General features: G+C 70.3%; 31 protein-coding genes and 1 riboswitch. Of the genes, 20 read left to right on the top strand and 11 right to left on the bottom strand.

What is annotated here, in order from left to right; genetic code table 11:
- Positions 1 to 120 precede the first annotated feature (120 nt).
- Both HOV77_RS29750 and HOV77_RS29755 read left to right on the top strand, forming a co-directional pair.
- Entirely contained in the window at positions 121 to 528 is a 408-nt protein-coding gene (locus HOV77_RS29750; RefSeq protein ID WP_290868073.1) for a YciI family protein, read from the top strand.
- The gene (locus HOV77_RS29755) at positions 525 to 1,745 is read left to right on the top strand and encodes a sigma-70 family RNA polymerase sigma factor (RefSeq protein ID WP_290868076.1); all 1,221 of its coding nucleotides are present in this window, start codon (positions 525 to 527) and stop codon (positions 1,743 to 1,745) included. The genes HOV77_RS29750 and HOV77_RS29755 overlap by 4 nt, the downstream gene beginning before the upstream one ends.
- Here the strand turns inward: HOV77_RS29755 and HOV77_RS29760 are convergent.
- Positions 1,720 to 2,565 carry a hypothetical protein gene (locus tag HOV77_RS29760; protein WP_290868080.1) on the bottom strand — a complete coding sequence of 282 codons (846 nt, stop codon included), beginning with the start codon at positions 2,563 to 2,565 and terminating at the stop codon, positions 1,720 to 1,722. The genes HOV77_RS29755 and HOV77_RS29760 overlap by 26 nt on opposite strands.
- Before the next feature lie 71 nt (positions 2,566 to 2,636).
- On the opposite strand from HOV77_RS29760, the gene HOV77_RS29765 reads away from it, so the two are divergent.
- Positions 2,637 to 2,927 (top strand): CD225/dispanin family protein, encoded by a 291-nt coding sequence (locus tag HOV77_RS29765; protein WP_290868082.1) that lies wholly within the window; start codon positions 2,637 to 2,639, stop codon positions 2,925 to 2,927.
- 2 nt (positions 2,928 to 2,929) lie between these two features.
- On the opposite strand, the gene HOV77_RS29770 is transcribed toward HOV77_RS29765, so the two are convergent.
- Positions 2,930 to 4,816, bottom strand: coding sequence for a TetM/TetW/TetO/TetS family tetracycline resistance ribosomal protection protein (locus tag HOV77_RS29770; protein WP_290868084.1), 1,887 nt, complete (start codon positions 4,814 to 4,816; stop codon positions 2,930 to 2,932).
- A 172-nt stretch (positions 4,817 to 4,988) separates the two neighbouring features.
- Here HOV77_RS29770 and HOV77_RS29775 point away from each other — a divergent pair, with 172 nt between their 5' ends.
- A complete protein-coding gene (locus HOV77_RS29775; RefSeq protein ID WP_290868087.1) occupies positions 4,989 to 6,611 on the top strand; it encodes a RecQ family ATP-dependent DNA helicase in 1,623 nt (540 codons plus the stop codon).
- On the opposite strand, the gene HOV77_RS29780 is transcribed toward HOV77_RS29775, so the two are convergent.
- Entirely contained in the window at positions 6,612 to 7,910 is a 1,299-nt protein-coding gene (locus HOV77_RS29780) for an FAD-dependent monooxygenase (protein WP_290868089.1), read from the bottom strand.
- A 71-nt stretch (positions 7,911 to 7,981) separates the two neighbouring features.
- Here HOV77_RS29780 and HOV77_RS29785 point away from each other — a divergent pair, with 71 nt between their 5' ends.
- The 4 genes from HOV77_RS29785 (at position 7,982) to HOV77_RS29800 (ending at position 10,701) form a co-directional block, all read left to right on the top strand.
- Positions 7,982 to 8,629 carry a TetR/AcrR family transcriptional regulator gene (locus tag HOV77_RS29785; RefSeq protein WP_290868090.1) on the top strand — a complete coding sequence of 216 codons (648 nt, stop codon included), beginning with the start codon at positions 7,982 to 7,984 and terminating at the stop codon, positions 8,627 to 8,629.
- The gene (locus HOV77_RS29790) at positions 8,595 to 9,824 is read left to right on the top strand and encodes a transglutaminase domain-containing protein (protein WP_290868093.1); all 1,230 of its coding nucleotides are present in this window, start codon (positions 8,595 to 8,597) and stop codon (positions 9,822 to 9,824) included. The genes HOV77_RS29785 and HOV77_RS29790 overlap by 35 nt, the downstream gene beginning before the upstream one ends.
- Positions 9,825 to 9,909: 85 nt before the next feature.
- A complete protein-coding gene (locus tag HOV77_RS29795) occupies positions 9,910 to 10,155 on the top strand; it encodes a DUF3040 domain-containing protein (RefSeq protein WP_290868095.1) in 246 nt (81 codons plus the stop codon).
- 57 nt (positions 10,156 to 10,212) lie between these two features.
- Positions 10,213 to 10,701, top strand: a complete 489-nt coding sequence (locus tag HOV77_RS29800) for a MaoC family dehydratase (protein WP_290868098.1) — start codon at positions 10,213 to 10,215, stop codon at positions 10,699 to 10,701.
- Between the two features lie 7 nt (positions 10,702 to 10,708).
- Here the strand turns inward: HOV77_RS29800 and HOV77_RS29805 are convergent, their stop codons facing one another.
- The gene (locus HOV77_RS29805) at positions 10,709 to 11,164 is read right to left on the bottom strand and encodes a MarR family transcriptional regulator (protein ID WP_290868100.1); all 456 of its coding nucleotides are present in this window, start codon (positions 11,162 to 11,164) and stop codon (positions 10,709 to 10,711) included.
- Positions 11,165 to 11,230: 66 nt separating this feature from the next.
- Here HOV77_RS29805 and HOV77_RS29810 point away from each other — a divergent pair, with 66 nt between their 5' ends.
- Together HOV77_RS29810 and HOV77_RS29815 are read left to right on the top strand one after the other, a co-directional pair.
- The gene (locus tag HOV77_RS29810; protein WP_290868102.1) at positions 11,231 to 12,445 is read left to right on the top strand and encodes an MFS transporter; all 1,215 of its coding nucleotides are present in this window, start codon (positions 11,231 to 11,233) and stop codon (positions 12,443 to 12,445) included.
- 95 nt (positions 12,446 to 12,540) lie between these two features.
- Positions 12,541 to 12,990, top strand: coding sequence for a hypothetical protein (locus tag HOV77_RS29815; protein WP_290868105.1), 450 nt, complete (start codon positions 12,541 to 12,543; stop codon positions 12,988 to 12,990).
- 2 nt (positions 12,991 to 12,992) lie between these two features.
- On the opposite strand, the gene HOV77_RS29820 is transcribed toward HOV77_RS29815, so the two are convergent.
- Positions 12,993 to 13,385: a GntR family transcriptional regulator gene (locus tag HOV77_RS29820; RefSeq protein ID WP_290868107.1), complete on the bottom strand. Its 393-nt coding sequence runs from the start codon at positions 13,383 to 13,385 to the stop codon at positions 12,993 to 12,995.
- Positions 13,382 to 14,164, bottom strand: coding sequence for a hypothetical protein (locus HOV77_RS29825; protein WP_290868109.1), 783 nt, complete (start codon positions 14,162 to 14,164; stop codon positions 13,382 to 13,384). The genes HOV77_RS29820 and HOV77_RS29825 overlap by 4 nt, the downstream gene beginning before the upstream one ends.
- A 37-nt stretch (positions 14,165 to 14,201) precedes the next feature.
- Here HOV77_RS29825 and HOV77_RS29830 point away from each other — a divergent pair, with 37 nt between their 5' ends.
- The gene (locus HOV77_RS29830) at positions 14,202 to 14,768 is read left to right on the top strand and encodes a hypothetical protein (protein WP_290868111.1); all 567 of its coding nucleotides are present in this window, start codon (positions 14,202 to 14,204) and stop codon (positions 14,766 to 14,768) included.
- 15 nt (positions 14,769 to 14,783) lie between these two features.
- Positions 14,784 to 14,851, top strand: a riboswitch (guanidine-III (ykkC-III) riboswitch).
- A gap of 6 nt (positions 14,852 to 14,857) precedes the next feature.
- Complete coding sequence (locus HOV77_RS29835) at positions 14,858 to 15,103, top strand: hypothetical protein (RefSeq protein WP_290868114.1); 246 nt, start codon at positions 14,858 to 14,860, stop codon at positions 15,101 to 15,103.
- Here the strand turns inward: HOV77_RS29835 and HOV77_RS29840 are convergent.
- The 3 genes from HOV77_RS29840 to HOV77_RS29850 form a co-directional block, all read right to left on the bottom strand.
- Positions 15,100 to 15,612, bottom strand: coding sequence for a hypothetical protein (locus HOV77_RS29840; protein WP_290868117.1), 513 nt, complete (start codon positions 15,610 to 15,612; stop codon positions 15,100 to 15,102). The two genes, HOV77_RS29835 and HOV77_RS29840, sit on opposite strands and share 4 nt — an antisense overlap.
- An 83-nt stretch (positions 15,613 to 15,695) precedes the next feature.
- Positions 15,696 to 15,905: a hypothetical protein gene (locus HOV77_RS29845; protein WP_290868120.1), complete on the bottom strand. Its 210-nt coding sequence runs from the start codon at positions 15,903 to 15,905 to the stop codon at positions 15,696 to 15,698.
- A gap of 113 nt (positions 15,906 to 16,018) precedes the next feature.
- Positions 16,019 to 16,915 carry a MurR/RpiR family transcriptional regulator gene (locus tag HOV77_RS29850; RefSeq protein ID WP_290868122.1) on the bottom strand — a complete coding sequence of 299 codons (897 nt, stop codon included), beginning with the start codon at positions 16,913 to 16,915 and terminating at the stop codon, positions 16,019 to 16,021.
- 169 nt (positions 16,916 to 17,084) lie between these two features.
- Here HOV77_RS29850 and HOV77_RS29855 point away from each other — a divergent pair, with 169 nt between their 5' ends.
- From HOV77_RS29855 to HOV77_RS29870, 4 genes are all read left to right on the top strand, one after another.
- On the top strand, positions 17,085 to 18,368 hold the full coding sequence (locus tag HOV77_RS29855; protein ID WP_290868125.1) for an extracellular solute-binding protein: 1,284 nt from the start codon (positions 17,085 to 17,087) through the stop codon (positions 18,366 to 18,368).
- A gap of 95 nt (positions 18,369 to 18,463) precedes the next feature.
- Positions 18,464 to 19,408, top strand: coding sequence for a sugar ABC transporter permease (locus tag HOV77_RS29860; RefSeq protein WP_290868127.1), 945 nt, complete (start codon positions 18,464 to 18,466; stop codon positions 19,406 to 19,408).
- Positions 19,405 to 20,253 (top strand): carbohydrate ABC transporter permease, encoded by an 849-nt coding sequence (locus tag HOV77_RS29865; protein ID WP_290868130.1) that lies wholly within the window; start codon positions 19,405 to 19,407, stop codon positions 20,251 to 20,253. Before HOV77_RS29860 ends, HOV77_RS29865 begins: the two co-directional genes overlap by 4 nt.
- Positions 20,250 to 21,359 (top strand): anhydro-N-acetylmuramic acid kinase, encoded by a 1,110-nt coding sequence (locus HOV77_RS29870; RefSeq protein ID WP_290868133.1) that lies wholly within the window; start codon positions 20,250 to 20,252, stop codon positions 21,357 to 21,359. Before HOV77_RS29865 ends, HOV77_RS29870 begins: the two co-directional genes overlap by 4 nt.
- On the opposite strand, the gene HOV77_RS29875 is transcribed toward HOV77_RS29870, so the two are convergent.
- Positions 21,342 to 21,797: a GNAT family N-acetyltransferase gene (locus HOV77_RS29875; RefSeq protein ID WP_290868136.1), complete on the bottom strand. Its 456-nt coding sequence runs from the start codon at positions 21,795 to 21,797 to the stop codon at positions 21,342 to 21,344. The genes HOV77_RS29870 and HOV77_RS29875 overlap by 18 nt on opposite strands.
- Before the next feature lie 37 nt (positions 21,798 to 21,834).
- Here HOV77_RS29875 and HOV77_RS29880 point away from each other — a divergent pair, with 37 nt between their 5' ends.
- The 4 genes from HOV77_RS29880 (at position 21,835) to HOV77_RS29895 (ending at position 24,210) form a co-directional block, all read left to right on the top strand.
- Positions 21,835 to 22,371: a gluconokinase gene (locus tag HOV77_RS29880; protein WP_290868138.1), complete on the top strand. Its 537-nt coding sequence runs from the start codon at positions 21,835 to 21,837 to the stop codon at positions 22,369 to 22,371.
- A gap of 165 nt (positions 22,372 to 22,536) precedes the next feature.
- Positions 22,537 to 23,352, top strand: coding sequence for a hypothetical protein (locus HOV77_RS29885; RefSeq protein WP_290868141.1), 816 nt, complete (start codon positions 22,537 to 22,539; stop codon positions 23,350 to 23,352).
- A gap of 90 nt (positions 23,353 to 23,442) precedes the next feature.
- On the top strand, positions 23,443 to 23,790 hold the full coding sequence (locus HOV77_RS29890) for a hypothetical protein (RefSeq protein WP_290868144.1): 348 nt from the start codon (positions 23,443 to 23,445) through the stop codon (positions 23,788 to 23,790).
- Between the two features lie 63 nt (positions 23,791 to 23,853).
- The gene (locus HOV77_RS29895) at positions 23,854 to 24,210 is read left to right on the top strand and encodes a hypothetical protein (protein WP_290868147.1); all 357 of its coding nucleotides are present in this window, start codon (positions 23,854 to 23,856) and stop codon (positions 24,208 to 24,210) included.
- Positions 24,211 to 24,289: 79 nt separating this feature from the next.
- On the opposite strand, the gene aroH is transcribed toward HOV77_RS29895, so the two are convergent.
- Entirely contained in the window at positions 24,290 to 24,670 is a 381-nt protein-coding gene (aroH, locus tag HOV77_RS29900; RefSeq protein WP_290868150.1) for a chorismate mutase, read from the bottom strand.
- Positions 24,671 to 24,715: the final 45 nt, after the last annotated feature.

Below are 24,715 nucleotides of genomic sequence, written 5' to 3' on the forward strand. Positions count from 1 at the left end.
ATCGCGGCGCCGCTGCCGAACCGTGGGGCGAACGGCGAATTAGTCCGCGCAGCGTGTCCGGTCTCCTGCCGCGGCTCCGACGTCCCAGGTGAAAGGATCGTCCAGGAGAAGGAGACCACGATGAAGTACATGATCCTGACGTTCGGCTCGCAGGCCGACTACGACCTGATGAGCGGCAAGGGCGACTACGCGCCGGAGGACTGGGCGCCGATGTACCAGTTCATGGAGAACTTCAACCGCGAGCTGGCCGAATCCGGCGAACTCGTCGACACCAAGGCGCTCGTCGCCCCAGTGCACACCCGTCGCGTACGCGGGCTGGAGAACGGGGTCCCGGTGGTGACCGACGGCCCGTACGCGGAGACCGAGGAGGTGCTCGCGGGCTGGTGGATCGTCGAGTGCGACGGCTTCGACCGGGCCACCGAGATCGCCGCCAAGCTCTCGGCCTGCCCGAGTCCGGGCGACATCTGGGCCAACGGGTACGCCGACGTCCGGCCGATCGCCGACGGCCGCGACGAACTGGAACTGTGACCGGGTTCGAAGTACCCGAGGATCTGCTGCGCAACCTCGCGCCGCAGGTCCTCGGCGCGGTCGTCCGCCGGTTCGGGCACTTCGACCTGGCCGAGGACGCCGTTCAGGAAGCGCTGCTGGCCGCGGCGACGAGCTGGCCCGCCGACGGGCTGCCGGACAATCCCCGGAGCTGGCTCGTCGCGGTCGCCGGCCGCAAGCTGACCGACCTGTTGCGCAGCGAGCAGGCGCGGCGCGCCCGCGAGGAGCGGTACGCGCTGCTGACGGCGGGCACGAACACGCAATCGGGCGGCCCCGAGGAAGACGACACCCTCGTCCTGCTGTTCCTGTGCTGCCATCCGTCGCTCACGCCCGCTTCGCAGATCGCGCTGACGCTGCGGGCCGTCGGCGGCCTCACCACCGCCGAGATCGCCCGGGCGTTCATGGTTCCCGAGGCCACGATGACCCGGCGGATCACCCGCGCCAAGCAGACCGTCGCCACCAGCGGCCAGCCGTTCGCGCTGCCCTCGCCGGCCGACCGTGATCAGCGGCTCGCCGCCGTGCTGCACACGCTCTACCTCGTCTTCACCGAGGGGTACGCGACGACGGCCGGTCAGGCACTGACCCGGGTAGAGCTCACCACCGAGGCGATCCGGCTCACCCGGATGCTGCACCGGCTGCTGCCGGACGAACCCGAGGTCGCCGGGCTCCTGGCGCTCATGGTGCTCACCGACGCTCGCCGCGCTGCGCGTACCAGCTCGGACGGAACCTTGGTGCCGATGGCCGAACAGGACCGCGGCCGGTGGGACCGTGATCTGATCGCCGAGGGCGTCGCCCTGATCACCGAGACGCTGCCGCGCGGGCCGGTGGGCCCCTACCAGCTGCAGGCCGCGATCGCCGCGCTGCACGACGAGGCGGCGACCGCCGCGGAGACGGACTGGCCGCAGATCCTCGCCCTCTACGAGGTGTTGCTGCGGTTGGGCGGCAATCCGGTCGTCGCGCTGAACCACGCGGTGGCCGCCGCGATGGTGCACGGCCCGCAGACGGGGCTCGATCTGCTCGAACCGCTCACGGCCGAGGATCGCCTTCGCGAAGATCACCGCTTGTACGCCGTCCGCGCGCATCTGCTGGAGCAGGCCGGGCAGGCGGAGGAGGCCAGACAGGCGTATCGCGACGCCGCCGACCGAGCGCGCAACCTCCAGCAGCAGCGCTATCTCAACGGTCGGGCCGCTCGGCTGTAACCGGAAAGATCAGGCGCCACCAGCGGATCGCCGCCCAGATGGCAACGGTCACGCCGCCGCCGACGCCCGAGAGCAGAAACCAGACGACCGCCTCGGTCGACGGGTTGTAGTGATCGCCGGTGCCGCCGTTGAACTGCACGAGAATCGTCGAGACGGCACAGAGCAGCACCGGAGCGGTGAGCCCGGCGGCGATCGGCGAGCGATCCTTACGCAGACCACACCACACCCCGATCCCGGCGAAGACCAGCAACGGCGCGAACAAGGCCAGCCACTCGGCCACCGTGTGGTTCTGCGCCGTCGCCGGCAGCCCGAACGGCGTCGCGCTCCAGCCCCGCCAGGTCCACAGCAGCGCCGTCGCCCAGGTCCAGGCGATCCAGACGGCGTACCCCCGGCGGGCCGCAGGCCCGGCCGAGACCGCGAGCGCGGCCACCACGCCGGCGATCAGCCCGACCACGACCGCGCGTACGCCGACCGCAGCGGTGTCGGCGACCGACACCGCTCCGGCGGACCAGGCGTACGCCATCGGCGCCGCCACGACACCGCCGGCTCCGGCGCTCAGCGCGGCGGCGACCCGGATCATCCACCGCCGACTCGGCGGCGAGGCGTCTCCCCCGGCGAGAACAGCCCATCCGGCGGCGCCCGCGACCGCGCTCGCGGTGTACCAGGCGAGGAGGAACTGCTGGAACGGCCAGCTGTCATTGCCGGCCGAGTAGTCCTGCGCCGGACGCACGATGTCGGCCGCCCGGGCCACCCACAACTGGCCCGAGGTCAGCAGAGCCGAAGCCACGACGCTCAATGCGATGACGCGAACCGTCCGCATCGGCCGAAGGTACCAGCCGCACGGTCATGCCCGGGACAACGGAATTGGCGCGGCTTTGCTACACAATGAGCATGACCGATCCCTACGGCAGCCCCTCGTACCGCACCACCGACACCTCGCCGGGACTGTGGCTCGGCCTGTCCATCGCGGCCACCCTGTTCTGCTGCATGCCGCTGGGCATCGTCGGCATCGTGTTCGCCGCGATGGCGATGGACGCCAACAGCCGCGGCGACTACGGCCTGGCCGAGGAGCGGGCGGCGCGCGCGAAGAACTGGACGATCGGCGCGATCGTCCTCGGCCTCATCGTGCTCGTCCTGTACATCTGCCTCGTGGCGAATCGGGTCAACGCCAGCAACTATTAGGGTCACACCCGCCGCAGGACGTGCAGCAGATACTCCTTGCGGTGCAACGGATTCAGGTCGGTACGCGCCCGCTCCGGCGCCGGACCGCGTACGGGACGGTAGTGGTCGAACTCCGCCTCGACGACGCCTTCGCCGCGGGTCAATCCGGGCAGGCGCTGCTGGACGGCGTGCACCTCGGCCGCTGGGAGGTCCGCTGTCACCTCGAACACCGTTCCGGCCGCAACCGGGGCGTACGGCGTCGCACCGTGCTGGGCGAGCAGGCGCAGCACCGGGCTGAGCGAGTCGGCCGGGCCTTCCAGGGTCAGCCGGTGGATCGGCTCGCAGACGACCGTGCCCGCTTCTCGCAACGCGTCCATGAGTACGAGCGGCAGCAGTTTGCGATAGTCCCCCGCGTTCGTTCCCGGCGGTTGGTACGCGCAGTCGGTCAGCGTGACGACGCAGTCGTCGACCGGCCAGCCGCGCAACCCCTGCTGGAGCGTCTCGCGTACGGTCTGCTCCAGCGCGTCGCGGAAGACGTCGACCGCCTTGTAGACGTAGAGCGGCATCGCCTCGACCGGCACGTCCAGCCGGAACGTGATCCCGCTGCCCGGCGTACCGGGTTCGACGCGCAGCCCGACCGTGGCGAGGAACGGGTTGTGGAAGATGTGCTCGACCGCCGTGCCAACGCCGGTGACTCGCTCGGCGCAGATCATCGTGGTCTCGCGGAACTCGACCGCTACGCCGTACTGCTCGGCGAGAGTGCTCTGGATGACCTCCTTCTGCACCTCACCGTAGAGCGACAGGTACAGCTCGCCGCGGATGTCGTCCTGCCGCAGGTTGATCAGCGGATCCTGCTCGGCGAGCTGGCTCAGCGCGGTGTGGACGGCCGCTCGATCGCCCGTGCCGGGCACGACGACCGTCTCCAGCGTCGGCGGCGCGAACAGGTGACCCGTCGCCGCGCGGCAATCCCCGAAGGTGTCGCCGATGCGTACGTCGGTCAGGCCCCAGACCTTCGCGATCCGCCCGGCTTCGACCTCAGCCCGCGGGACGGTCACGCCGTCGTCGAACACGTGAAGGGCGGTCACTTTCGCCTCGGCTCCGCGTATCGGTATCCGGTCGCGGACGCGCAAGGTCCCCGTCACGATCTGCGTGTACGCGATCTTCTCCCCGGCCGGGCCTCGCTCGACCTTGAACACGACCCCCGACAACGGGCCAGCTGTGGCCGGCACCTGCGACGGCAACAACCCCGGCAACCCCGCCAGCAAGGCGTCCACCCCGTCACCGGTGATCGCCGACCCCGCGTACGCCGCCTGCACCAGCCCGGCCCGCGACAACCGCCGCACCGACCCCTCGACCGCGGCATCGGTCGCCGTGCCGTCCACGAACGCCGTGAGCAGGTCGTCGTCCCACCGAGAAAGCACGTCCACCGCGGAGTCGTCCAGCGGCATCGCCACCAGATCCGGGCTCAGCTTCACCCGGATCTGCCCCAGCACCCGCGCCACATCCGCACCGGCCCGGTCGGTCTTGTTCACGAACACCACCACCGGCAACCCGAGCCGGCGTACCGTGCGGAACAGCACCCGCGTCTGCGCCTGCACACCCTCGACCGCCGACACCACCAAAACGACGCCGTCCAGGACACCCAGGACCCGTTCGACCTCGGCGATGAAATCCGGATGCCCCGGAGTGTCGATCAAGTTCACCGTCGTGCCGTCCACCTCGAACGACACCACCGCCGACTTGATCGTGATACCCCGGCGCCGTTCCAGCTCCAGGGTGTCGGTCTGCGTACTGCCGGCGTCGACGCTGCCCAGCACGTCGATCACACCGGCCGACCACAACAGCCGCTCGGTCAGACTCGTCTTACCGGCGTCGACATGCGCCAAAATTCCCAGATTGAGAGTAGCCACGAAGCGAGAAGTCCTCTGCGTTGACGGAAATCGGACGGAGCAGAGAACGTCCTCGCATCGGATCTCCCAACCTCAAGCCACTTCAGCGTGGTCGCTGCGTTGTGCGTACCAGATGAGCTAACAGGGAGCACCGCGGACCGGCAACTGGATTTCGCGTGCAAGGATGCTGCGCATGAGCAGCGAGACCCAGAAGCGACTGAGCGAGGTAGCCCGGACCACCTTCGGCTGGGAGAGCCTGCGTCCCGCGCAGGCCGAGGCGATGGAGCACGTGGTGGCGGGCCGGGACACGCTGGTGGTGTCGCCGACCGGGTCTGGCAAGTCGGCGATCTATCAGGTGCCCGCGGTGCTGGTCGGCGGCCCGACGATCGTCGTGTCGCCGCTGATCGCCTTGCAGCGCGACCAGGTGAAGGGTCTGCTCGGCCGCGGCGGCCCGGAGGCGCACGTGGTGAACTCCTCGCGGTCGGACCGCGCGAACGACGCCTCGTTCGAGGCGCTCCAGACTGGCAATGCCGAATTCCTGTTCCTCGCGCCCGAACAGCTGGCCAAGGACGAGGTCGTCGCCGAGCTAGCGGAGGCCAAGCCGTCGCTGTTCGTCGTGGACGAGGCGCACTGCGTCTCCTCGTGGGGCCACGACTTCCGCCCCGACTACCTGCGGCTCGGCGAGGTCGTGGAGCGCCTCGGGCACCCGACCGTGATCGCGCTGACCGCGACCGCGTCCCCGCCCGTTCGGGCGGACATCCTCGAACGGCTCGCCATGCGCGACCCGGTCGAGCTGGTCAAGGGCTTCGACCGGCCCAACATCCGGCTCGAGGTCTCCCGCGAGGTCACCGAGCGCGAGAAGCGCCGCGAGATCGTGGAACGCGTCGTCGCGCTCGACCCGCCCGGCCTGCTCTACGTGCAGACCCGCGGCGAGACCGAGGAGTACGCCAAGGCGCTGCGCGACGCCGGTGAGGAGGCGTACGCGTACCACGCGGGGCTGTCCGCGGCCGAGCGGGCCGAGGTCCACGACGCGTTCCTGCACTCCGACCGGGCGATCGTGGTCGCCACCTCCGCCTTCGGCATGGGCATCGACAAGCCGGACGTGCGGTTCGTCATCCATGCCGCCCCGGCCGAGTCGCTCGACTCGTACTACCAGCAGATCGGCCGGGCGGGCCGGGACGGTCAGGCGGCCACCGCCGTGTTGTACTTCCGGCCCGAAGACCTGCGGCTGCCCCGGTTCTTCTCCTCCGGCAAGGTCGACTCCGCGCTCATCGAGCAGGTCGCCACCTCGGTCCGGGACGCGGGCGGGCCGATCCGGCTCGACGACGTCGCCGAGGCGCTGGACGTCAGTCGCTCCCGCGTGACGCGCTCGGTCAACCTTCTGCAAGCGGCCTCGGCGGTGCTGACCACTCCGGACGGTCTCGTGTGGAGGGGCGAGATCGAGGCAGCCGCCGCCGTCGAGGCAGCCGCCGCCGAAGCCGAACAGATGCGCACGATCGAGCTGACCCGAGTCGAGATGATGCGCGGGTACGCCGAAACCGAAGACTGCCGCCGGCAGTTCCTCCTCGGGTACTTCGGCGAGGAGCTCGACGAGTTGTGCGGCAACTGCGACACCTGCGCCGCCGGGACGGCCGAGGACAAGGCCGGGCTGGACACCGGCTTCGCCGTGCAGTCTCGCGTACGCCACGCCGAGTGGGGCCCCGGCATCGTCATGCGCGAGGAAGAAGACCGGATCACGGTGCTGTTCGACGAGGTCGGCTACCGGACGCTGGCGCTGAAGGCGGTCCGGGCCCGGAACCTGCTGACCCTGTCCTGACTAGGCCCGGGTCGGCGCGGCGTGGCGGGCCAACGCAAGCCGGCCGAGCCCGCGCCAGCCGACGATGCGGCGTAGCCGACCGGGACGGAAGAACCGGTCGGGCGGAGTGATCCCGGTCAGCACGCCGAGGAACTCCGTGACGAGGCGCGGATCCTCGGCCAACGCGGGGAACACCACTGCCCCGGTCCGATCTGGACGGTACGCCGCCAGCTGCGTCGTCATGTCGAACACCGGCTTCCGGTACGCGTCGCGTACGCGGTGGGCTTGGGCGAAGTCGCCGGAGAGGACGGCGTCGCCGAACAGTTCGGCGTCGTGCAGGGCATGTCCGATGCCGAGCCCGGTGCACGGATCCATGACGACGCCGGCGTCGCCGACCAGCGCCCAGCCCGGCCCGTAGGGCTGCCGGAACCGGTTCGGCAGATCCGGGGTGGCGCGCAGCCGCTCGGCCTGGGTCGCCGCGGCGAGCCGCGGTCCGAGGTCGGCCACTTCGCCGACGAGATGCCGGTACGCAGCGTCCAGATCGGACCGCATCGCCGCGAACCGAGCGGCCGGGACGGAGAGGAAGACGATGGTGAGCCCGTCGTTCGTCGGCCACAACCCGACCATGCGATCGGGACGGAGGTAGACCTCGCCGCCGCTGACCGGCAGCCCGGCGAAGTACGTGTAGCACGCCGCCGCCGTAGCACCCCGGTCCAGATAGGTCGCCGCCCCGACCGCCTGGGCGACGGTGGAGTGCTTGCCGTCCGCCCCGATCACCAGGTCGGCCTCGATCTCCTCGGTCACGCCGACTGACGCCCCACCGCCCGATGAGCCGCCAACCGCGCCACGGGATGACGAGCCACGTGACGCCGCGCCACGGGATGAACCGCGGGACGAGCCGCGAATACCGGTCACCCGCCCATCCCGCCCGGTACGCAGGCCGTCGACCACGAAGCCGTCCCGCACGTCGGCTCCCGCCTCCGCCGCGGCCTCCTGCAGCACGACGTCGAGCAGCGTACGCCGGGGGCTGTAAACCGCGCCGACGCCGCCATGGGACGGGTAGTCGCCGGAGAGGACGCCGAAGCCGCTGTCGAACCGGACCGACGACGCGGGCGGGCAGCCGGTCGCCACGACCCGGTCGAGCAGCCCCCACTGCTTCAGCCGAGCGCCGCCCGGAAGCTGGATCTGGTGGGTGGACAACGTGTCACTGCCCTGGTGCGCCCGGTCCACTGCGAGCACCCGTACGCCTTGCCGAGCCAGCAGTAACGCAATCGCAGCCCCGGCCACCCGGGTTCCCACGACCACGACGTCGTACTTCACAGCGCCCCCAATTTTTTGAAACACCGTTTCGTTACGGTGTAACGTAACACCGTTGCGCTATCCTGTCGAGCGTGGGACGACCCAGGGAACACGGCGACCAGACCCGCGACGCATTGCTGAGCGCGGCGGCCGCCGTGCTGCACAGCGAGGGCCCGGCGGCGATCAGCGTCCGGCGGGTCGCCGACGAGGCCGGGACCAGCACCCGGGCGGTCTACAGCCTGTTCGGCGACAAGAGCGGCCTGCTGACCGCGCTCGCCCACGAGGCGGCCGAGATCATGCGGCGTCATCATGAGGCGGTCCCCGAGGAGGACGACCCCGTCGACGAACTCCCCGGGCTCGTGCTCGCCTACCGGGCCGCCGCCCTCGAACGCCCGCACCTGTACGGCATCTATCTCGGCGAAGGCGTCGACCTCGACCACGACACCCAGGCGCTCTACTACCGCAGCTTCGATCGCGTTCTGCGTACGCTGCGCCGCGCCGCCGCCTCCGGCCGGCTCGGCGGCCACGATCCGGTCGACGTCGGCCGCCACCTGTGGGCCCTGGTCCACGGTCTGGCCTCGCTGGAGCTCAAGGGATTCCTCGGCGATCCGGCGCGGGCGCGGCAGCTGTGGCTGGAGTCGCTCGCCGCCACCCTCCGGGGGTACGCCGACTCACCCGTCCGGCGTGAGCGGCACAATGACGCACATGACCGACGGGGGGCAGCTGCGCGTACAAGCTGAGGATCTGATCCGCGCCGGAGATCACGCGGAGCTGATCGAACTCGCGCCGAGGCTGCGCGAGGACGAGTTCTGGGCGCATCAGTGGGCGCCGTCGTGTGCGATCGCGGCCGCCCGGCTGGGTCGCCGCGACGAGGCGCGGACGCTCTTCACCGAGGCGCTCGATCGCGGTTTCTTCCAGCCGGAGCTGTTCGACGGCGCGATCGAGCAGGCGTTCGCCGACGATCCGGACTGGCCACGGTGGCAGGCGAGGCTCGCCGCGAACCTGCCGCCCGCGCCGGTGGAGATCCTCGTGTGGCCGTCGCTGACGCCGAAGCTGCCGCTGGAGCTCTTCCGCACCACCCCCGATCGCGAGGAACAACTGCGCGCGCTGTTGCCGGAGTTGACGGGGTCCTCGTGGCAGCGCGCCGTGACGTTGCTGCACTGGGTGGCGCAGCGGTGGGAGCACGCCAACGATCACGTCGAAGCCCAGGCGGACGCCGTCGACGTCCTGCGCCACGTCGACGAGGACGGTCTCCGGTTCGCTTGCGTCGAATACAGCACCGTGTTGTCACACGCGCTCAACGCGGCCGGGATTCCGGCCCGCCGGCTCGATCTGCGGCAGCCGAATTATCACGCCGGATGGGCCAAGGGTCACGTCGTCAGCGAGGCCTGGATCGACGACTTCGGCAAGTGGGTGCTGCTCGACGGGCAGAACGGCGCGTACTGGTCGTTCGGCTCGACGCCGATGTCCACACTGGAACTCCAGCAGGCTTTCGCCGACGGGCGGCAGCCGGATCTGCGCACGCCGGACGGTCCCGCGCCGCAGGCGGTGACCGCGTGGTGGTTCAGCTACTTCCACCAGATCGGCACCACCGGCGCGACCTGGGCCCGGCCGCCGTTCGTACCGCACTTCCAGTACACACTCCACCCCAGCATGCTCCTCGCCGGGTCGCCCCAGGACGTCTACCCCGATCTCGCGGAGATCGGCCTCAGCATCGACGTCCGCGCTGGAGCGGCGGCCACGCGCTTGTTCAGCCGGCATCCGTTCACCATCGGGTACGCCGTTCACCACGACGGTCGACACCAAGTGGTCGACGGGGCGGACCCGGTCTGGCCGTTGCCGGCGACCCCCGGTACGCACACGGCAACCGTCGCTGTGCGTACGCCGAACGGCGAGCTGACGCCGCAGCCGCTCGTGTTCCGGGTGACCGGCTGAGTGTGCCGGGCTGACCGCATTGCGTTAGCCCGCACCGAGATCCGGGTATGCGGGCGGGCACACGGCCGGCCGGAGGTGGTTCACGGTGCTCACGAGCGAGGAGCGGCGTCAGCTCGCCGAGATCGAACGCAATCTGGAGTTGGGCAGCCCCCGGCTGGCGGTCGCGCTGTCGCGGGGCGAGCTGCCGCCCGGGCGGTGGCCGCTGGTGGTCTGCGCCGCCGCCTGGTGCCTGATGCCCCTGGCTGTCGTGCTGGTGGGCGCGCTCATCACGGCCATGGTCGCGGTGGTCCTGGCGTCGGTCACCGCCCGGCTCTGGTACACCCGGCGCTGAGCCGGCGCGGCGGGCCGTAAGATCACAGGGGTCCGCGCACCCGAGGAGCCGTAGCCGATGACCCAGACGATTCACGTCCGTGACCTCGCCGCCCAGCTCGGCGAACCGCTCGGCACCAGCTCCTGGCACGAGATCACGCAGAAGCAGGTCGACCTGTTCGCCGACGCGACCTGGGACCACCAGTGGATCCACGTCGACCCGGAACGGGCGGCCACCGGCCCCTACGGCGGCACGATCGCCCACGGCTTCCTCACGATCTCGCTCGCGCCCTCGCTGATCGGTGAGGTGTTCGAGATCGACGGCATCGACATGATGGTCAACCAGGGACTACGCGAGCTGAAGCTGCGCGCCGCCGTTCCGGTCGGATCGCGCGTACGGCTGTCGGCGACGCTGACCGGTCATCGGCCGCGCCCGCGCGGCTTCACCGAGCTGGTGCTCGGCCTGGTCTACGAGGTCGAGACGGGCGACAAGATCCAGAAGGCGGCGACCGGGGAGATCGTGCTGCTCGTGCACGAGCCCGAGACGAACGGCGAGAACGCCGCCTGAGCGACCGCTAGGCCGGCTGCGCAGCCGGCAGGCGATGCAGCGCGCCGACCAACGGCGCGAGTTCGGGCAGGCGCCCGGCCTCGGCGAGCGCGTCCGCCAGCACCTCGTCGTGGGTGGGCCGGGCCTGATCCAGCGCCGTCGACCCGGTCGGCGTGAGCTCGGTGTAGATGCCCCGGCGGTCGTCGGCGCACAGCACCCGGGTGAGCAGCCCCCGCTCCTCCAGCCGGTTCACCAGGCGGGTCGTGGCGCTGCTCGACAGGGCCGCCGCCCGGGCCAGCTGCTGCATGCGCATGTGCCAGCCGTCCTGCCGGGACAGCGCGTCCAGCACCGTGAACTCCACCACCGACAGGCCGTGCCGGGCCTGCAACGCCTTCTCCAGCGCGGTGTCGATCAGGCCGTGCAGCGCGGCGAGCGTGCGCCAGCCCTGTGCGCGGATCTCTACGGCGTCATCGGCGATGCCCATGCCCCGATAGTACCAGTGAGCAGGAGCACGCTTGCGCGGATATACGGCGTGTGCAACTATCGGGTCATGCCGCGGAAAATGCCATTGGGCCTGCTCGCACTGGCCATCGGAGGGTTCGGCATCGGCCTGACCGAGTTCGTGCTCATGGGACTGCTGCCGGAGGTCGCCGCCGACTTCCAGGTGACCGAATCGGTCGCGGGCTGGCTGATCTCCGGGTACGCCCTGGCGGTGGCGGTCGGGGCGATCGGGCTCACCGCCGCGGTCACCCGCCTCGGCCGCAAACAGGTGCTGATCGGCCTGATGGCACTCTTCATCGCGGGCAATCTCACGTCGGCCCTCGCCGGAACCTACGAGGTGATGATGGCGAGCCGGGTGCTGGCCGCGCTCAGCCACGGCGCGTTCTTCGGCATCGGCTCGGTCGTCGCCGCGAGTCTCGTCGAGCCGTCCCGCCGGGCGGGTGCGATCGCGATGATGTTCACCGGCCTGACCGCCGCCAACGTGCTCGGGGTCCCCTTCGGCACCTTCCTGGGTCAGCAGCTCGGCTGGCGGGCCACGTTCTGGGCGATCACCGGCATCGGCGTCGCCGCCCTGATCGGCGTCGCGACGCTGGTCCCCGCGCAGTCCTTGGCCCAGCCGTCCGGCGGACTGCGGCGCGAGCTGCGCGCCTTCGCCGAACCGCAGGTGTGGTTCTCGCTACTGATGACGGTGCTCGGATTCGGCGGCATGTTCGGCGCGTTCACCTACATCGCGTACACCCTGACAGCCGTGAGCGGGTTCGCCACCGGCACGGTCCCCTGGCTGCTGGTGCTGTTCGGGGCGGGCCTGTTCGCCGGCAACTCCCTCGGTGGCCGCGGCGCCGACCGCTCCATCCCGCGTACGCTCGCGGTCGTCCTGGCGGGACTCACGACGGTGATGGCGGTCTTCGCGCTGACCGCCAGCAGCCAGACCCTGACGGTCATCGCCCTGTTCCTGATGGGGGCCTTCGGCTTCGCGACCGCCCCGGGCCTGCAGATGCGCATCATGAAGTACGCAGGCCAGGCCCCCACCCTCGCGTCCGGCTCCAACATCGCGGCCTTCAACGTGGGCAACGCCCTCGGAGCCTGGCTGGGCGGCCTCACGATCACCGCCGGTCTCGGGTACGCCGCCACCCTGTGGGCCGGGGCCGCGATGAGCTTCGGCGCGCTCGTGGTCCTCGGCGTGGCCACCGTGACGGCCCGGCGTCGTCCGTCCACGTTCGACATCGAGCGCACCGGGATGGAGCAGCCCGCCGTCGCTCCTTAGTGCGATGCTCAGGCGGGCGAAACGGTCATGCGGGACAGCAGAGATCGACCGATAGCACTACCATCGGCGTCCACAACCACCCTTCGGAGGCCGCCGTGGACGTACCGACTCTCGCCACCCGCGTCGTCGACACCCTCGCCCGGGAGAAGACCCGGATGCAGGGCCGGGTCTCCGCCAAGCGCAAGGCGATCGCCCGGGCGACGCTCCACCGGGTCGTGGCCGACCGGCTGCGTCGGTCGGCCGCCGGAGCCGACGCCTTCGCCCGGTTCGAGGCCGAGTGGACCGATCCCGAGGCGCAGCGGGCGACGACCGAGGTGCTGGCCGCCGAGGCCGCCCGCGATCCGCAGTACGCCCTGGAGCTGCTGAACCGGTGGAAGGCCGCCACCAGCTCGCCGGGTCTGGGCTGGATCGTCGCCGTCGTGGTAGTCGGCCTGCCCATGTTGTGCTGCTGCGGTTTCGTCGTCCTCCGGCCCAGCGAGTCGGCGAACCTCGTCAAGGAAATCGGCAACGGGATCATCGACTGGGTCAACGGCGTCCTGTCGTAGGCCTACGCAGTGGGCGTACCCGTCGCTCTCGCCTGAAGCGCCCGAAGCACGGCGGCGTGGGCCTGCTCCCCGGGTACGCCGAGCCGCTGCGCGATCGCGGCGTACTCGGCGGCGGCGTCGCGGAGCCGCTCGGCTATCTGCGTCCGGCTGAGCGTCGACCGGTCGGCGACGACGGTCCCGTGGCGTACGCGGCTCGTCACAAGCCCGGCCGCCTCCAGTTCCCGGTACGCCCGGGCGGCGGTGTTCACGGCCAGCCCCAGATCGGCGGCGAGCTGCCGGACCGGTGGGAGTTGCCGCCCAGCCGGGAGGAGCCCGGTCTCGATCATCGTCGCGAGCTGGGCGCGGATCTGTTCGTACACCGGGACGGCGCCACCGGTGTCGATCTCGACGATCATGCGGCCGGACGCGGGGCGGGTCTGCGGCTGCGGGCGGCGGTGATCCCGACCGCCAGCACGGCCAGTCCGGCGACGGCGGCGACACCCGCCTCGGTGGTCCCCCGGGTGGCCAGCGCGGCGAGCGCGCAGTACGCCGCCAGCGCGAATCCGCCGCCGCTGAGCACGTGCAGCGACCGGCTCCGGATGGCGTCGTCGGCCCGGATCACGTCGGCCGGTTCGACCGGCTGCGCCCGAAGGAGCACCTTGCGGCGTACGAGGGCCACCACCAGCACGATCGCCAGCGCCAGTGCGGTCCAGCTGACCGTCGCCGCGGTGAGCGTGCCTTCGGCGACCGCTCCCGGCAGCACGGCGATCCCGGCGAGCGCGCCGACCGGCAGCAACCCCCACACGACCGCACTCACATAGCGTTTCGGCGTACGCGGGACAAGCGAAGCGGTGCGCCGTCGCCCGTGCACGACGATGGCGAGGTGGATCTCGGCGGCGAGCGCGCCGGCGAACCAGCCCGCGAACAGCACCAACGGATTGAACGAGACCCGGCCCTGGGGCAGCTCGACGGCGAAGGCCACCGCCCACCCCGTGATCAGCCCAGCACTGCGCCATCGGCGAGTCACCGCGAGATAGCGGATCACCTGATTGCCGTTGGCCGTCGTGATGGGTAGCTCATGCCAGCGCGCGAACGCCGTCAGCCGCGATCGGCTGATCGGCCCGTACGCGTGGTAGGCCGCCGCCAGGGCGGGCAGCGCGACGAGGAAGGCCGGAATGATCCACCAAGGAGTCACCTCCCCAATGTAGCAATGTCTTGCTACATTGCACAGCATGACGCTCCCCGACGAGGTGTGGCACACCCTCGATCGCGACGCCGGACGCCTGAGCCGGCGGACGTTCCGGCTGCTCGTGGTCGGTCTTGCCGTCTTGGCGCTCGCCGGCGCGACGACCGTCGCCGGATGGCAGACTTTCACCGCACCGTTGACCTTCGTGGGCAACTCCTCGAGTGAGACGATGCCTTACCCGATGCGGTTCAGCACCACGTTCGAGGTGCGCAACGACGGCCGCGTGCCGATCACGATCGAGGGGGTCGGCCGGGGTGACGAGTCGTTGAGCCTGCTCAGCGCGTGGGCGTCGCCGGAGACGGTGCCGCCGGGCGAAATGATCACCATGCACCTGGAGTACGCCGTCACCGACTGCCGCGACTACCCACACGGCAGCTGGCCGATGCCGGTGCGAGTGAAACGCCCCTGGGGTACGCAGACCTTGTACGTCATGCCGCCGTCTGAACCGAGTCCGGACGCACCCTCGGAATACTGGTTCACCGGGGAAAGCGATCCATATGCGCTGCAGTGGCAGGAGAGCTTCGTTCGGATGGTCTGCTCGCCGCGACCGTGAGCTATCCTTGACCACGGCGTACGCTTTCCCGCGTCGCCCCGGACGAGAGCCCGCCGTACCCGGCCCAGCGAAGACGGCGCGCAGACGCCATGACTCTTCTCGATTTCATCGAAATTGCCGGATCCCTGCTGATCCTGGCCGCCTTCGCCGCCGCACAGGCGGGTCGGCTCGACCTCCGCTCCCGGACCTACCTGATCCTCAACCTCGCCGGCTCCGGGGTGCTCGCCGTGATCGCGCTCGACCAGCGGTCCTGGGGCTTCCTGCTCCTCGAAGGCACGTGGGCAATCGTCTCCGCGCTCTCGTTGCTGCGCGGATCACCGGCTGCCAAGCACTAACGCGCGTCGCGGTTGGCCTGCCGTCGCGCGCCCATCGCCTTGGTCGACGCGTGCCGTTTCCGCAGCGCGGGCGAGTCGGGCGCGGGACGGCTGCGCTGGCTCGGCGTACCGCGTTTGGCCGGTGGCCGTCGCGTACCGGTCGAGGCCGGAGCAGCCGGGCGGGCGGCGCGGGCCATCGCGAGCCGTTCCGCGCGGAGGGCGTTCGCGCTGGCGCGGGCAGCTGCGGCCAGCGCCCGGCTGACTCGGGCAAGCGCGTCCTCGAACACCTCGGCCGTCTCCCGGTTGCGGGTGTTCTTCGCGTGCGCCTTGCCTCGGCCGCCCACGCTGGCGACCTTCGAGGCCGCCTCCCGCCGATACAGGCCGACATGCTTGTCGCGGGCCCGGCGGACGCGGGTGTGCAGCTCGACCAGGCCGTCCTCGTCGAGCTGCGCGAGGTTGTCGCGCTCGGTCTCGCGCAGCAGATCCTGCTGCGCCCGGGTCAGCGAGTTCACCAAAGCCTTGGCTGCCATGCCTCCCACGGTAGGACACCGGCGACGCCGCCGGGCCGGATTGCCCAGGGCCGCCTTGATGGCGCCTGGGACTGCGGAAGAGATCAGGCGTGCACGAACTTCAGCACCTCGTACACCAGGAAGGCCGGCCACACCAACGCCTTGAGCAGGCCGAGGACTCCCGACCAGAAGCCGTCCGCCTGCTGGAGGTAGTACACCGCCGCGCCGATGAAGCCGATGAAGTACCCACCGCCTGTGCCGCACCCGCTGCCGCCGCGCCGCCAGCGGCGTCCATGCCGATCGTCGTCGCCCATGCCGGTTCCCCTCTTTCGCCCACCGATGTCTCGCCGCTTGCCGATCCGATCGCTTGTGCACTGTCCAGTATCGATGGCGTACGCAACGAGTGGGTCACGTTCGGCGACACAGCTCAGCGACGCCGCCGGGCTCGGGACTCCGCGACGAACCGGTCGACGGCGTCGCGGGTGTTCTGCAATGCCGGCTGCGAGGTCTCGAAGGTGCGCTGGGCGACGCCGACGAAGATGCAGTCCACCACGAGCAACTGGCTGATCCGGCTGGCCAGCGCCGCCGGGCGGAACGCCGTCTCCCGCCCGGCGGAGACCAGGGTCAACGCGGCGGTGGCGGCGAGGGTAGACCGGGGATTGTTGGTGATCGCCACGGTGTACGCCCCGGCCGCGGCCGCCCGCCGGATGGGCTCCAGGACGTCGGGCGTCTCCCCCGACGTGGACACCGCGACCGCCACATCCCCCGTACGCAGCAACGCCGAGCTCGTCAGCGCCAGATGGGCGTCGGAGAACGCATGGCTGACGATGCCGATACGCAGCAGCTTCTGCGCCATGTCCGCCGCGACGAGGCCCGAGGCGGCGACGCCGTACACGTCGACCCGGCGCGCCGCGGCGATGGCGTCGACCACCGGGGCGAGCTGCTCCGGAGTGAGCTGCCTACCCGTGTCGGACAGCGCCTCCGTCTCGGCCCGGGTCACCTTGGTGATCACGTCGGACAGCGGGTCGTCCGGGCCGAGGTCGCCGGGGACGAGGCGGTCGCCGTCCTCGGTGTGGGCCGCGGCCGCCGCCAGGGCCAGCCGCAGGGGCGGATAACCGGCGAAGCCCAGCGATCGCGCCGTACGCACGATCGTCGCCTCGCTGACTCCCGAAACCGCGCTGAGCTCCGTTATGGTGTGCCCGGCGACCATCGCCGGGTCGTGCAGGATCAGCTCCGCGATACGACGGCCGGACGGCGTGAGCGAGGGCAGCACCGCGCGTACCGCGGCCACCAGGTTCTCCGGCCGCACCGGTGTCGTCGTCATCGCACCACCTCCTGTAACCCGCACTTCGTAACTGGTTAATGACGATTTCCTTCACCCACATTGACGGGGGCGGAGGTTTCTGCCAGCGTAGCGGTCCAGCACGGTTCAGTCATCTCCACCGATCATCTGATGAGCATCCAGCAACCGCCACCTGTCCAGGGAGGATGGAATGCAGAAAAGGATCATCGCAGCGGCGGTGGCGGCAGCCACATTGTTCGCCGCAGCGGCTTGCGGCAGCAAGGAGGACTCGGGCGGGGGCAAGGACGCCAAGGGCGACCTGACCGTCTGGCTCCAGGTCGACGCCCAGACCCTCTGGCCGAAGGCGGTCGAGACCGCCACCGCCGAGTTCAACAAGGAATACCCGAACGTCAAGGTGACCGTGGCGTACCAGGCGTGGGCCGACCACCTCACCAAGTTCGACGCCGCGGCGCAGGGCGGCACCGCCCCCGACGTGATCGAACTGGGCACCACCGAGATGGGCCTGTACATGGGCAACGGGGCGTTCGCCGACCTCACCGCCGACAAGGGCTCGTTCTCGAACTCCGACACCTGGGTCAAGGCGCTTCAGGACTCGGCGACCTACCAGGACAAGTTGTACGGCGTGCCCTACTACGGCGGTCTCCGCGCGGTGATCTACCGCAAGGACATCCTCGCCGACGCGGGCGTCACCACCCCGCCGGCGACCTGGGCCGACCTGATGACGGCCGTCCAGAAGCTGTCCGACAAGCACAAGGCCGACCCGACCTTCTCGGCGTTCTTCCTGCCCGGCCAGCACCAGTACGGCGCCATGCCGTTCATCTACGACGCCGGCGGCCAGGTCGCCAAGCAGGGCTCGGATGGCAAGTGGGACGCCACCTTCTCCTCCCCCGAGTCGGTGGCCGGTCTGAAGACCTGGAAGGCGCTGATGGACGCCGGTTACCACGGTGACCGCACCATCAACGACCTCACCGCGTTCAGCACCATGGTCGCGGGCAAGGCCGCCATGTTCTACGACACCAGCGGCCAGATGAAGAAGGTCTTCGGCAAGGACGGCGACGCCAAGCTCAAGGACCAGATCGGCTCGTTCGTCATGCCGAGCCCGACCAAGGCGGGCGGCGCGATGCCGGCCTTCATGGGCGGCTCCGACCTCGCGGTCCCGGCCAAGGGCAAGCACAAGGACTGGGCGAAGGCCTGGATCAAGGCGTACACCTCGCCGGCCGCCCAGCAGATGTTCGTCGACGGCGGCTTCATGGCCAACACGACGACCATCAAGACCAGCGACCCGCTGATGAAGGGGTACGTGGACACCCTCGCCAGCACGTGGACGCTGCCCGCCGCGAAGAACTGGGCCCAGGTCGAGAAGAACAAGACGGTGCTGAACATGTTCGTGGACATCGCCACGAACAAGGGCAGCATCGAGGACATCACGGCCGCTGCGGACAAGGCGATCGAGACTACCCTCAACGCCAGCTGACCTAGGGCCTAGCTGAGCCGACGGTCCGGGTGGGCGGAGTGCCGCCGTCCACCCGGGCTGCCGTCGGCGCCGCCGTCCGCTCGACAGGAGGAGCAGTGTCCACACTCGACGAACCGGCGGTCGCCCGGTCGCTCCCGGCGCCGACGCCGCGGGCCATCCGCAATCGCCGGCCCCGCCCGCGCCTGCCCTACCTGCTCATCCTGCCCGCGCTCGCGGTGTCGCTGGCGGTGATCGGCTTCCCGCTGGGCCGCGTGATCGTCCTGTCATTCCAGCAGTGGGGCGTGGCCCAGATCTTCAGCGACGCCGGGCCGCCGTTCGTGGGACTGAAGAACTACACCCGCATCCTCGAAGACCCGGTGTTCTGGACCGTCGTGGTCCGCACGCTCATCCTGACCGCCGTCATGGTCGGCCTGTCGATGAGCGTCGGCGTCGGGCTGGCCCTGCTCATGGAGCGCGTGCCGGGCTGGGTACGCGGAATCATGACGTTCTCGCTGATCATGGCGTGGGCGGTGCCGACCTTCGTCTCGACCCAGATCTTCGCCTGGATGACCGAGCAGAACTTCGGCGTCCTCAACTACGTTCTCGGGTTGGGTCAGCACAACTGGTACACCGACGCGAAGCAGGGTCTCGCGGTCGCGACGCTCATCGTGGTCTGGGGCGCGGTGCCGTTCATCACGGTGACCACGTACGCCGCGCTCACCCAGGTGCCCGCGGAACTGGTCGAGGCGGCCAAGCTCGACGGCGCGGGCGGCCGTCAGGTGTTCTTCGGCATCACCCTCCCGTCGATCCGGCCGGTGCTCGTCATCGTCACCGCGCTGTCGATCATCTGGGACTTCAGCGTCTTCAACCAGATCTACATCCTGCGCAACGGCGCGCCCTCCCCCGAGTACCAGACGCTGGCGATCTACGCGTACATGCAGGCCTATCAGGGTCACGAATACGGGTACGCCTCCGCGGTCGCGGTCGTGACGGTGCTGCTTCTGCTCGTGGTGAGCGTCTTCTACATCCGGCAGCTGATCAAGACGGGAGAAGCCGAATGAGGCGAGCGGTCCGCATCGGGTACTCCGCGCTCGGCCTGCTGGTCGCGGCGGTGTGGGCGTTCCCGATCTACTGGATGGTGTCCACTGCGTTCAAGTCCGGCCGCGACATGTACTCGGCGACGCCGCAGTTCGTGCCGCTGCACCCGACCGGACACAACTTCGCCGAGGTCTTCGGCGACAGCACGTTCTGGCAAGCGGCCGTCAACAGCCTCATCGCGACCGTGCTCACCGTCGTCCTCGCGATGGCGGTCGCGTTCGCCGCCGCCGTGGCGGTCGCCCGCTTCCGGTTCTTCGGGCGGCGTACCTTCCTCATGTCGATCCTCATCATGAAGATGGTGCCGTCGATCGCCCTGGTCATCCCGATCTTCCTGACCCTCACCGAGATCCAGGACGCGTCCCTCGGCGCGCTTCAGCTGACCGACGCGGTGCCCGGCCTCGTGATCGCGTACCTGGCGTTCGCGTTGCCGTTCGCGGTGTGGGCGCTGCGCGGCTTCGTCCTCGGCGTACCGCCCGAGCTCGAAGAGGCCGCGATGATCGACGGCTGCTCACAGGTGCAGGCGTTCCGCCGGGTGACCCTGCCGCTCATCGTCCCCGGTCTCGTCGCGACGTCCATCTTCACGATGATCCTGGCCTGGAACGAGTACCTGCTTACCTACTTCCTGATCAGCAGCCCGGAGAAGTACACCCTCCCGCTGTGGCTGTCGCACTTCGTCACCACCGAGGGCACCTCGTTCGGGCCGCTGATGGCGGGCGCCACGATCATCGCCGCGCCGGTCGCGATCTTCTTCATGTTCGTCCAGCGCAACCTCGCCCGCGGCCTCACCGCCGGAGCAGTACGCGGATGAGAGTTCTCGGGCTCAGCTCCGGGACGTCCTACGACGGGATCGACGCGGCCCTGGTGGACTTCGAGGCCGACGGCGACACGCTCACGGCACGCCTGATGGCGACGAGCTTGTCGCCGTACACCGAGCGCACCCGGGCCGCGATCCAAGCCGCGCTGCCCCCGAATCAGGTGGACCTCGGCGCGGTGTGCCGTCTCGACACGTGGATCGGCCAGGAGTTCGCCGAGGCTGCGGCCGCGTACGCCGAGACCGGGCCGGAGCTCGTGTGCTCGCACGGGCAGACCCTCTACCACTGGGTCGACAACGGACAGACTCGGGGAACGCTGCAACTGGGCCAGCCCGCCTGGATCGCCGAGCGCACCGGGCTTCCCGTGATCGCCGACGTCCGGGCCCGCGACGTGGCGGCCGGCGGGCAGGGCGCTCCACTCGTGGCGATCCTGGACTACTTGCTCCTCAGCGGCCGGCCGGACGCCGGGGCGCTCAACATCGGCGGCATCGCCAACCTGACCGTTCCGGGCCGTGGGCTCGCGTACGACACCGGACCGGGCAACGCGCTGATCGACGCGGTCGCCCGGCAGGCCACCGGCCGGGCATACGACGAGGACGGCGAGCTGGCCCGCAGCGGCCGGGTGCTGCCGGGACTGCTCGGCGACCTGCTGCAGGACCCGTACTACGCGCGCCGCCCGCCGAAGTCCACCGGCAAGGAGCTGTTCCATCCCGGGTACCTCGGGACGGTCGAGGCCGACCCGACCGACCTCCTCGCCACCGTCACCGAGCTCACCGCCGTGACGATCGCGGCCGAGATCGCCGAACACGGGCTCGCGACGGTCGTCGTCTCCGGCGGCGGCGTACGCAACGGCTATCTGATGGAGCGCCTCACCGAGGTGGCGCAACCGGCCGTGCTGACGACGTCCGCCGCGCTGGGCGTACCAGCTGAAAGCAAGGAAGCGCTGCTGTTCGCGCTGATCGGCTGGCTGACCGCGCACGGCCTCGCGGGATCGATCGCCACCTGCACGGGAGCGCGGACCGCGAGCGTCCTGGGGTCGGTGACCGGACCGCTCGAACCGCGGACCGCGACCATGCCCGCCCGGCTAATCGTCCAGCCGTAGCACGATGAACCGGATGTCCCCGTCGACCTCGACGCCGACCCGCGCGAAGCCGCATTTCTCCAGCATCCGCAGCGAGCCGGCGTTGCCCTCGTCGGTCTCGGCGTAGATCGGGCGGGCCGAGTCGACCTCGGTGAGGAAGAGCCGCAACGCGGCGGTGCCGACACCCCGGCCCCAGAAGGCGCGATCCAGCCAATAGCCGATGCAGCGCCGGCCGTTGAACGGGAACGAGAGGATGTTGCCGGCCAGTACGCCGTCGGCCGTGATCGCGCGGACGATCCCCTCGGAATTGGGCAGCACCTCGGTCCGCCACTGGGTGAGGAAGGCATCCCGATCCTTCGGCGGAAGCTTGGACCGCTCCACCGCCTCCGGATCTCGCCGCCACTCGTAGAACACGGGCAAGTCCGCCTCGAGCACCGCCCGCAGGCGCACGTCGATCATGCGGCGAGTCTGCCACGGCGGCGGTACGCTCGTCACGATGGACAGCGCACGGGCGAACCCAGTACGGCACGTGGTCGTGATGGGTGTCTCCGGCTGCGGCAAGTCGACGGTCGCCCGGCGGATCGCCGAGCGCACCGGCTTCCTCTTCGCCGACGCCGACGACTTCCATTCCGAGGAGAACATCGAGCGGATGCGCCGGGGCGTGCCGCTCAACGACGCCGACCGCGGGCCCTGGCTCAACCGCCTCGCATGGTGGCTGGCCCAGCAGGAACGGCTGGGCGTCTCCACGGTCCTCGCCTGCTCCGCGTTACGCCGCAGCTATCGCGACGTCCTGCGCAGCGGCGCGCCGTCGCTCGACTTCGTCCATCTCGACGGGCCGATGCAGGTCATCCAGCTCCGGCTGGCCCATCGCGCCGGACACTACATGCCGGCCAGCCTCCTCGAGTCCCAGTACGCCGCCCTCGAACCCCTCCAGCCCGACGAGCACGGAGTCGTCCTGAACCTCGCGGAAACCCCCGACGAACTCGCCGACGACGCCATCGAGCAGCTCGGCCTGCCGACCGCACCAGGCTGACGTGTCACCCGGACGGGCGGGCCGACGACTCGGGCGTATCCGGGCAACCTTCGCGGGGCTATCTCCAGCGCCGGTTTCACGCCATACTTTCCCAGGCCGGTCCGCGCCCAGGAGACTCCGGCCGTACCATGATCCAGTTCGCAGCTGCCGAGGAGAGGGGCACCGATGACCGAGAACCGGCTGAAGGGTCGCGTCAAGGGTCTGTTCGCGCCCCCGGCCACCGCCGACGACCTCCCGCCGATCCCCGGCTCCGGCCACCCCGCGCCGCTCGCGGCCGGTCCCGAGGCCGACCCGGCGGCCTTCGACTCCGACGCCGAAAGGCAGGCCCTCCAGGTGCTCGTCCTCGCCCGCCGCACCGCCGACGAACACCTCGCCAACGCCCAGCGCGAGGCGGAGCGGATTCGCGCCGAGGCGCACGCCCAGGCCGAGGACATCCTCGGCGAGGCCCGGGCGGGGGCCAACGTGCTGCACCGGGACGCCGAAAAGGCGCTCGGCGACGCCCGGAGTGAGGCCGAGCGGATCGGGCGGGACGCCCGTTCACACGCCGACGCGCTGCAGCGGGAGGCGGACAAGACGCTCTCCGACGCCCGGCTGGCCGCCGAGGAGACCATCAACAGCGCCCAGGCTCAGGCCGACGACCTCGTCCGGGACGGCCAGCAGCGCTACGAGGACATCGTGGGCAGCCTGGAGGCCAAGAGCACGGCGTTGCAGCAGGAGATCGACGGGCTGAAGCAGTTCGAGCGAAACTACCGCGATCGCCTCGTCACCTTCATGCAGGGCCAGCTGCGGGTTCTCGGCGTCGGCGCGGAAGCCCTACCGCCATCGCAGGCGCAATCCCAGCCGCAATCGCAGCCCAGCGGCAAGCAGCAGTCCCGGGGCAAGCAGCCGATCGTGCCGACCCAGGTCGCCAAGGCCCCCGAACCGGTGCCGGTCGCTCCGCGTACGCCGGACGCCCTGCTCGGCCTCAACGACCAGGACTAGGAGCGGGCTCGGGCGGATCCGCGCCCGATCTCAGCCATGGGACTCTCAGCCATGGGACCGAGGATAGGCCGGGTATGGGACCATGAGGTGGTGGACCGCCTCGAAGTCCAGTCGGCCTGGTCGATCGCCTTGCCAGAGTCATCGTTGCTGCCCGAGGCCCACCGCGAGTCCTTCGCCGCCGCGATGGCTGCGTTGATGGCGGAGTTCACGGCGTACCTGGACCGCCCGGACGCCGACCCCGCAGCCGACATGGTCGGCTATCGCCAGCACACGGTCTGGCTCACCGCGGCCGAGCTGGACGGGCTCATCGAAGACCTGCGGCGCGCCATCCTGCCCCGGCTCGCCCAGGAGCCGACCGCCGAACGGGCGCGCTACCTGCTCAGCCCGATCCTGTTCCCGATCGAGAAAGCGCCGGTCAACGAGGCCGAACCGGGCTGAGCGCCTCCGGCGCGACATCATCGTGCCGACGGCCGGCGCGCGACGCCCGTTAGCCTGGAGGGCGTGACCGACCGACCTCGCCAGATCGGCGACCTGACGGAGATCCTGGCCGACGCGAAGGCAGCCGGGGCGGTCTGGCGGGTCGCCGAGGAGCCGCGTCAACTCGACGCGAACGTGATCCACCTGCCGGCCGGCGACCGGATCGCGTCCCACCAGGGGCCCGACCTCGACGTGCTCATCCACGTGCTTGCCGGTGGCGGCCGGCTCGACAGCGGCGAGCAGTCGCTCGAACTGACGCCCGGCGCGCTCGTCTGGCTTCCCCGGGGTTCGCAGCGGGCCGTCGTCGCGGGGCCAGACGGGCTCACCTACTTCAGCGTGCACCCCAAGCGGCCGCCGCTCGGGATCACCCGGCCTTCGTGACGGCGTTCATGATCAGCGGAAGTTCCGCGGGGCTATGACCCCACGAAACTTCCGCTGATCATGAGGCGGGCGGGACGGGTCAGTCCGGCACGGCGTGCACGTGCGTGAGGTCGCGCCGCAACGCCGCTGCACCGTGCAGGTAGACGTGGGTGATCCCGTCGCGGGGCAGCTCGGTCTCGACGTGCGCCATCAGGCGGATCACTCGCGGCATGGCCCCGGCGATGTCGAGCTCCTGGGCGCAGATCAGCGGCACGTCCGACATGCCCATCAGGCGCGCGGCGTACGCCGGGAACTCGGAGTGGATGTCGGGCGTGGCCGTGAAGATCGCGCTGATCAGATCCTCGGTGTCGAGGTCGTTGCTGTGCAGGACCTCCTTGACGAGCTCGGCGACCCGGTCCAGCAGGTGCTCCCGCTCGTCGACGTCCAGCTGGGTCGCCCCGCGTACTGCCCGAATCGGCACTGTGCCTCCTCCAAGAGCCCGGCTTAAGGAAAGCCTGCTAGAACG

It is taken from the genome of Hamadaea sp. (assembly GCF_013362815.1).
Classification (GTDB): domain Bacteria; phylum Actinomycetota; class Actinomycetes; order Mycobacteriales; family Micromonosporaceae; genus Hamadaea.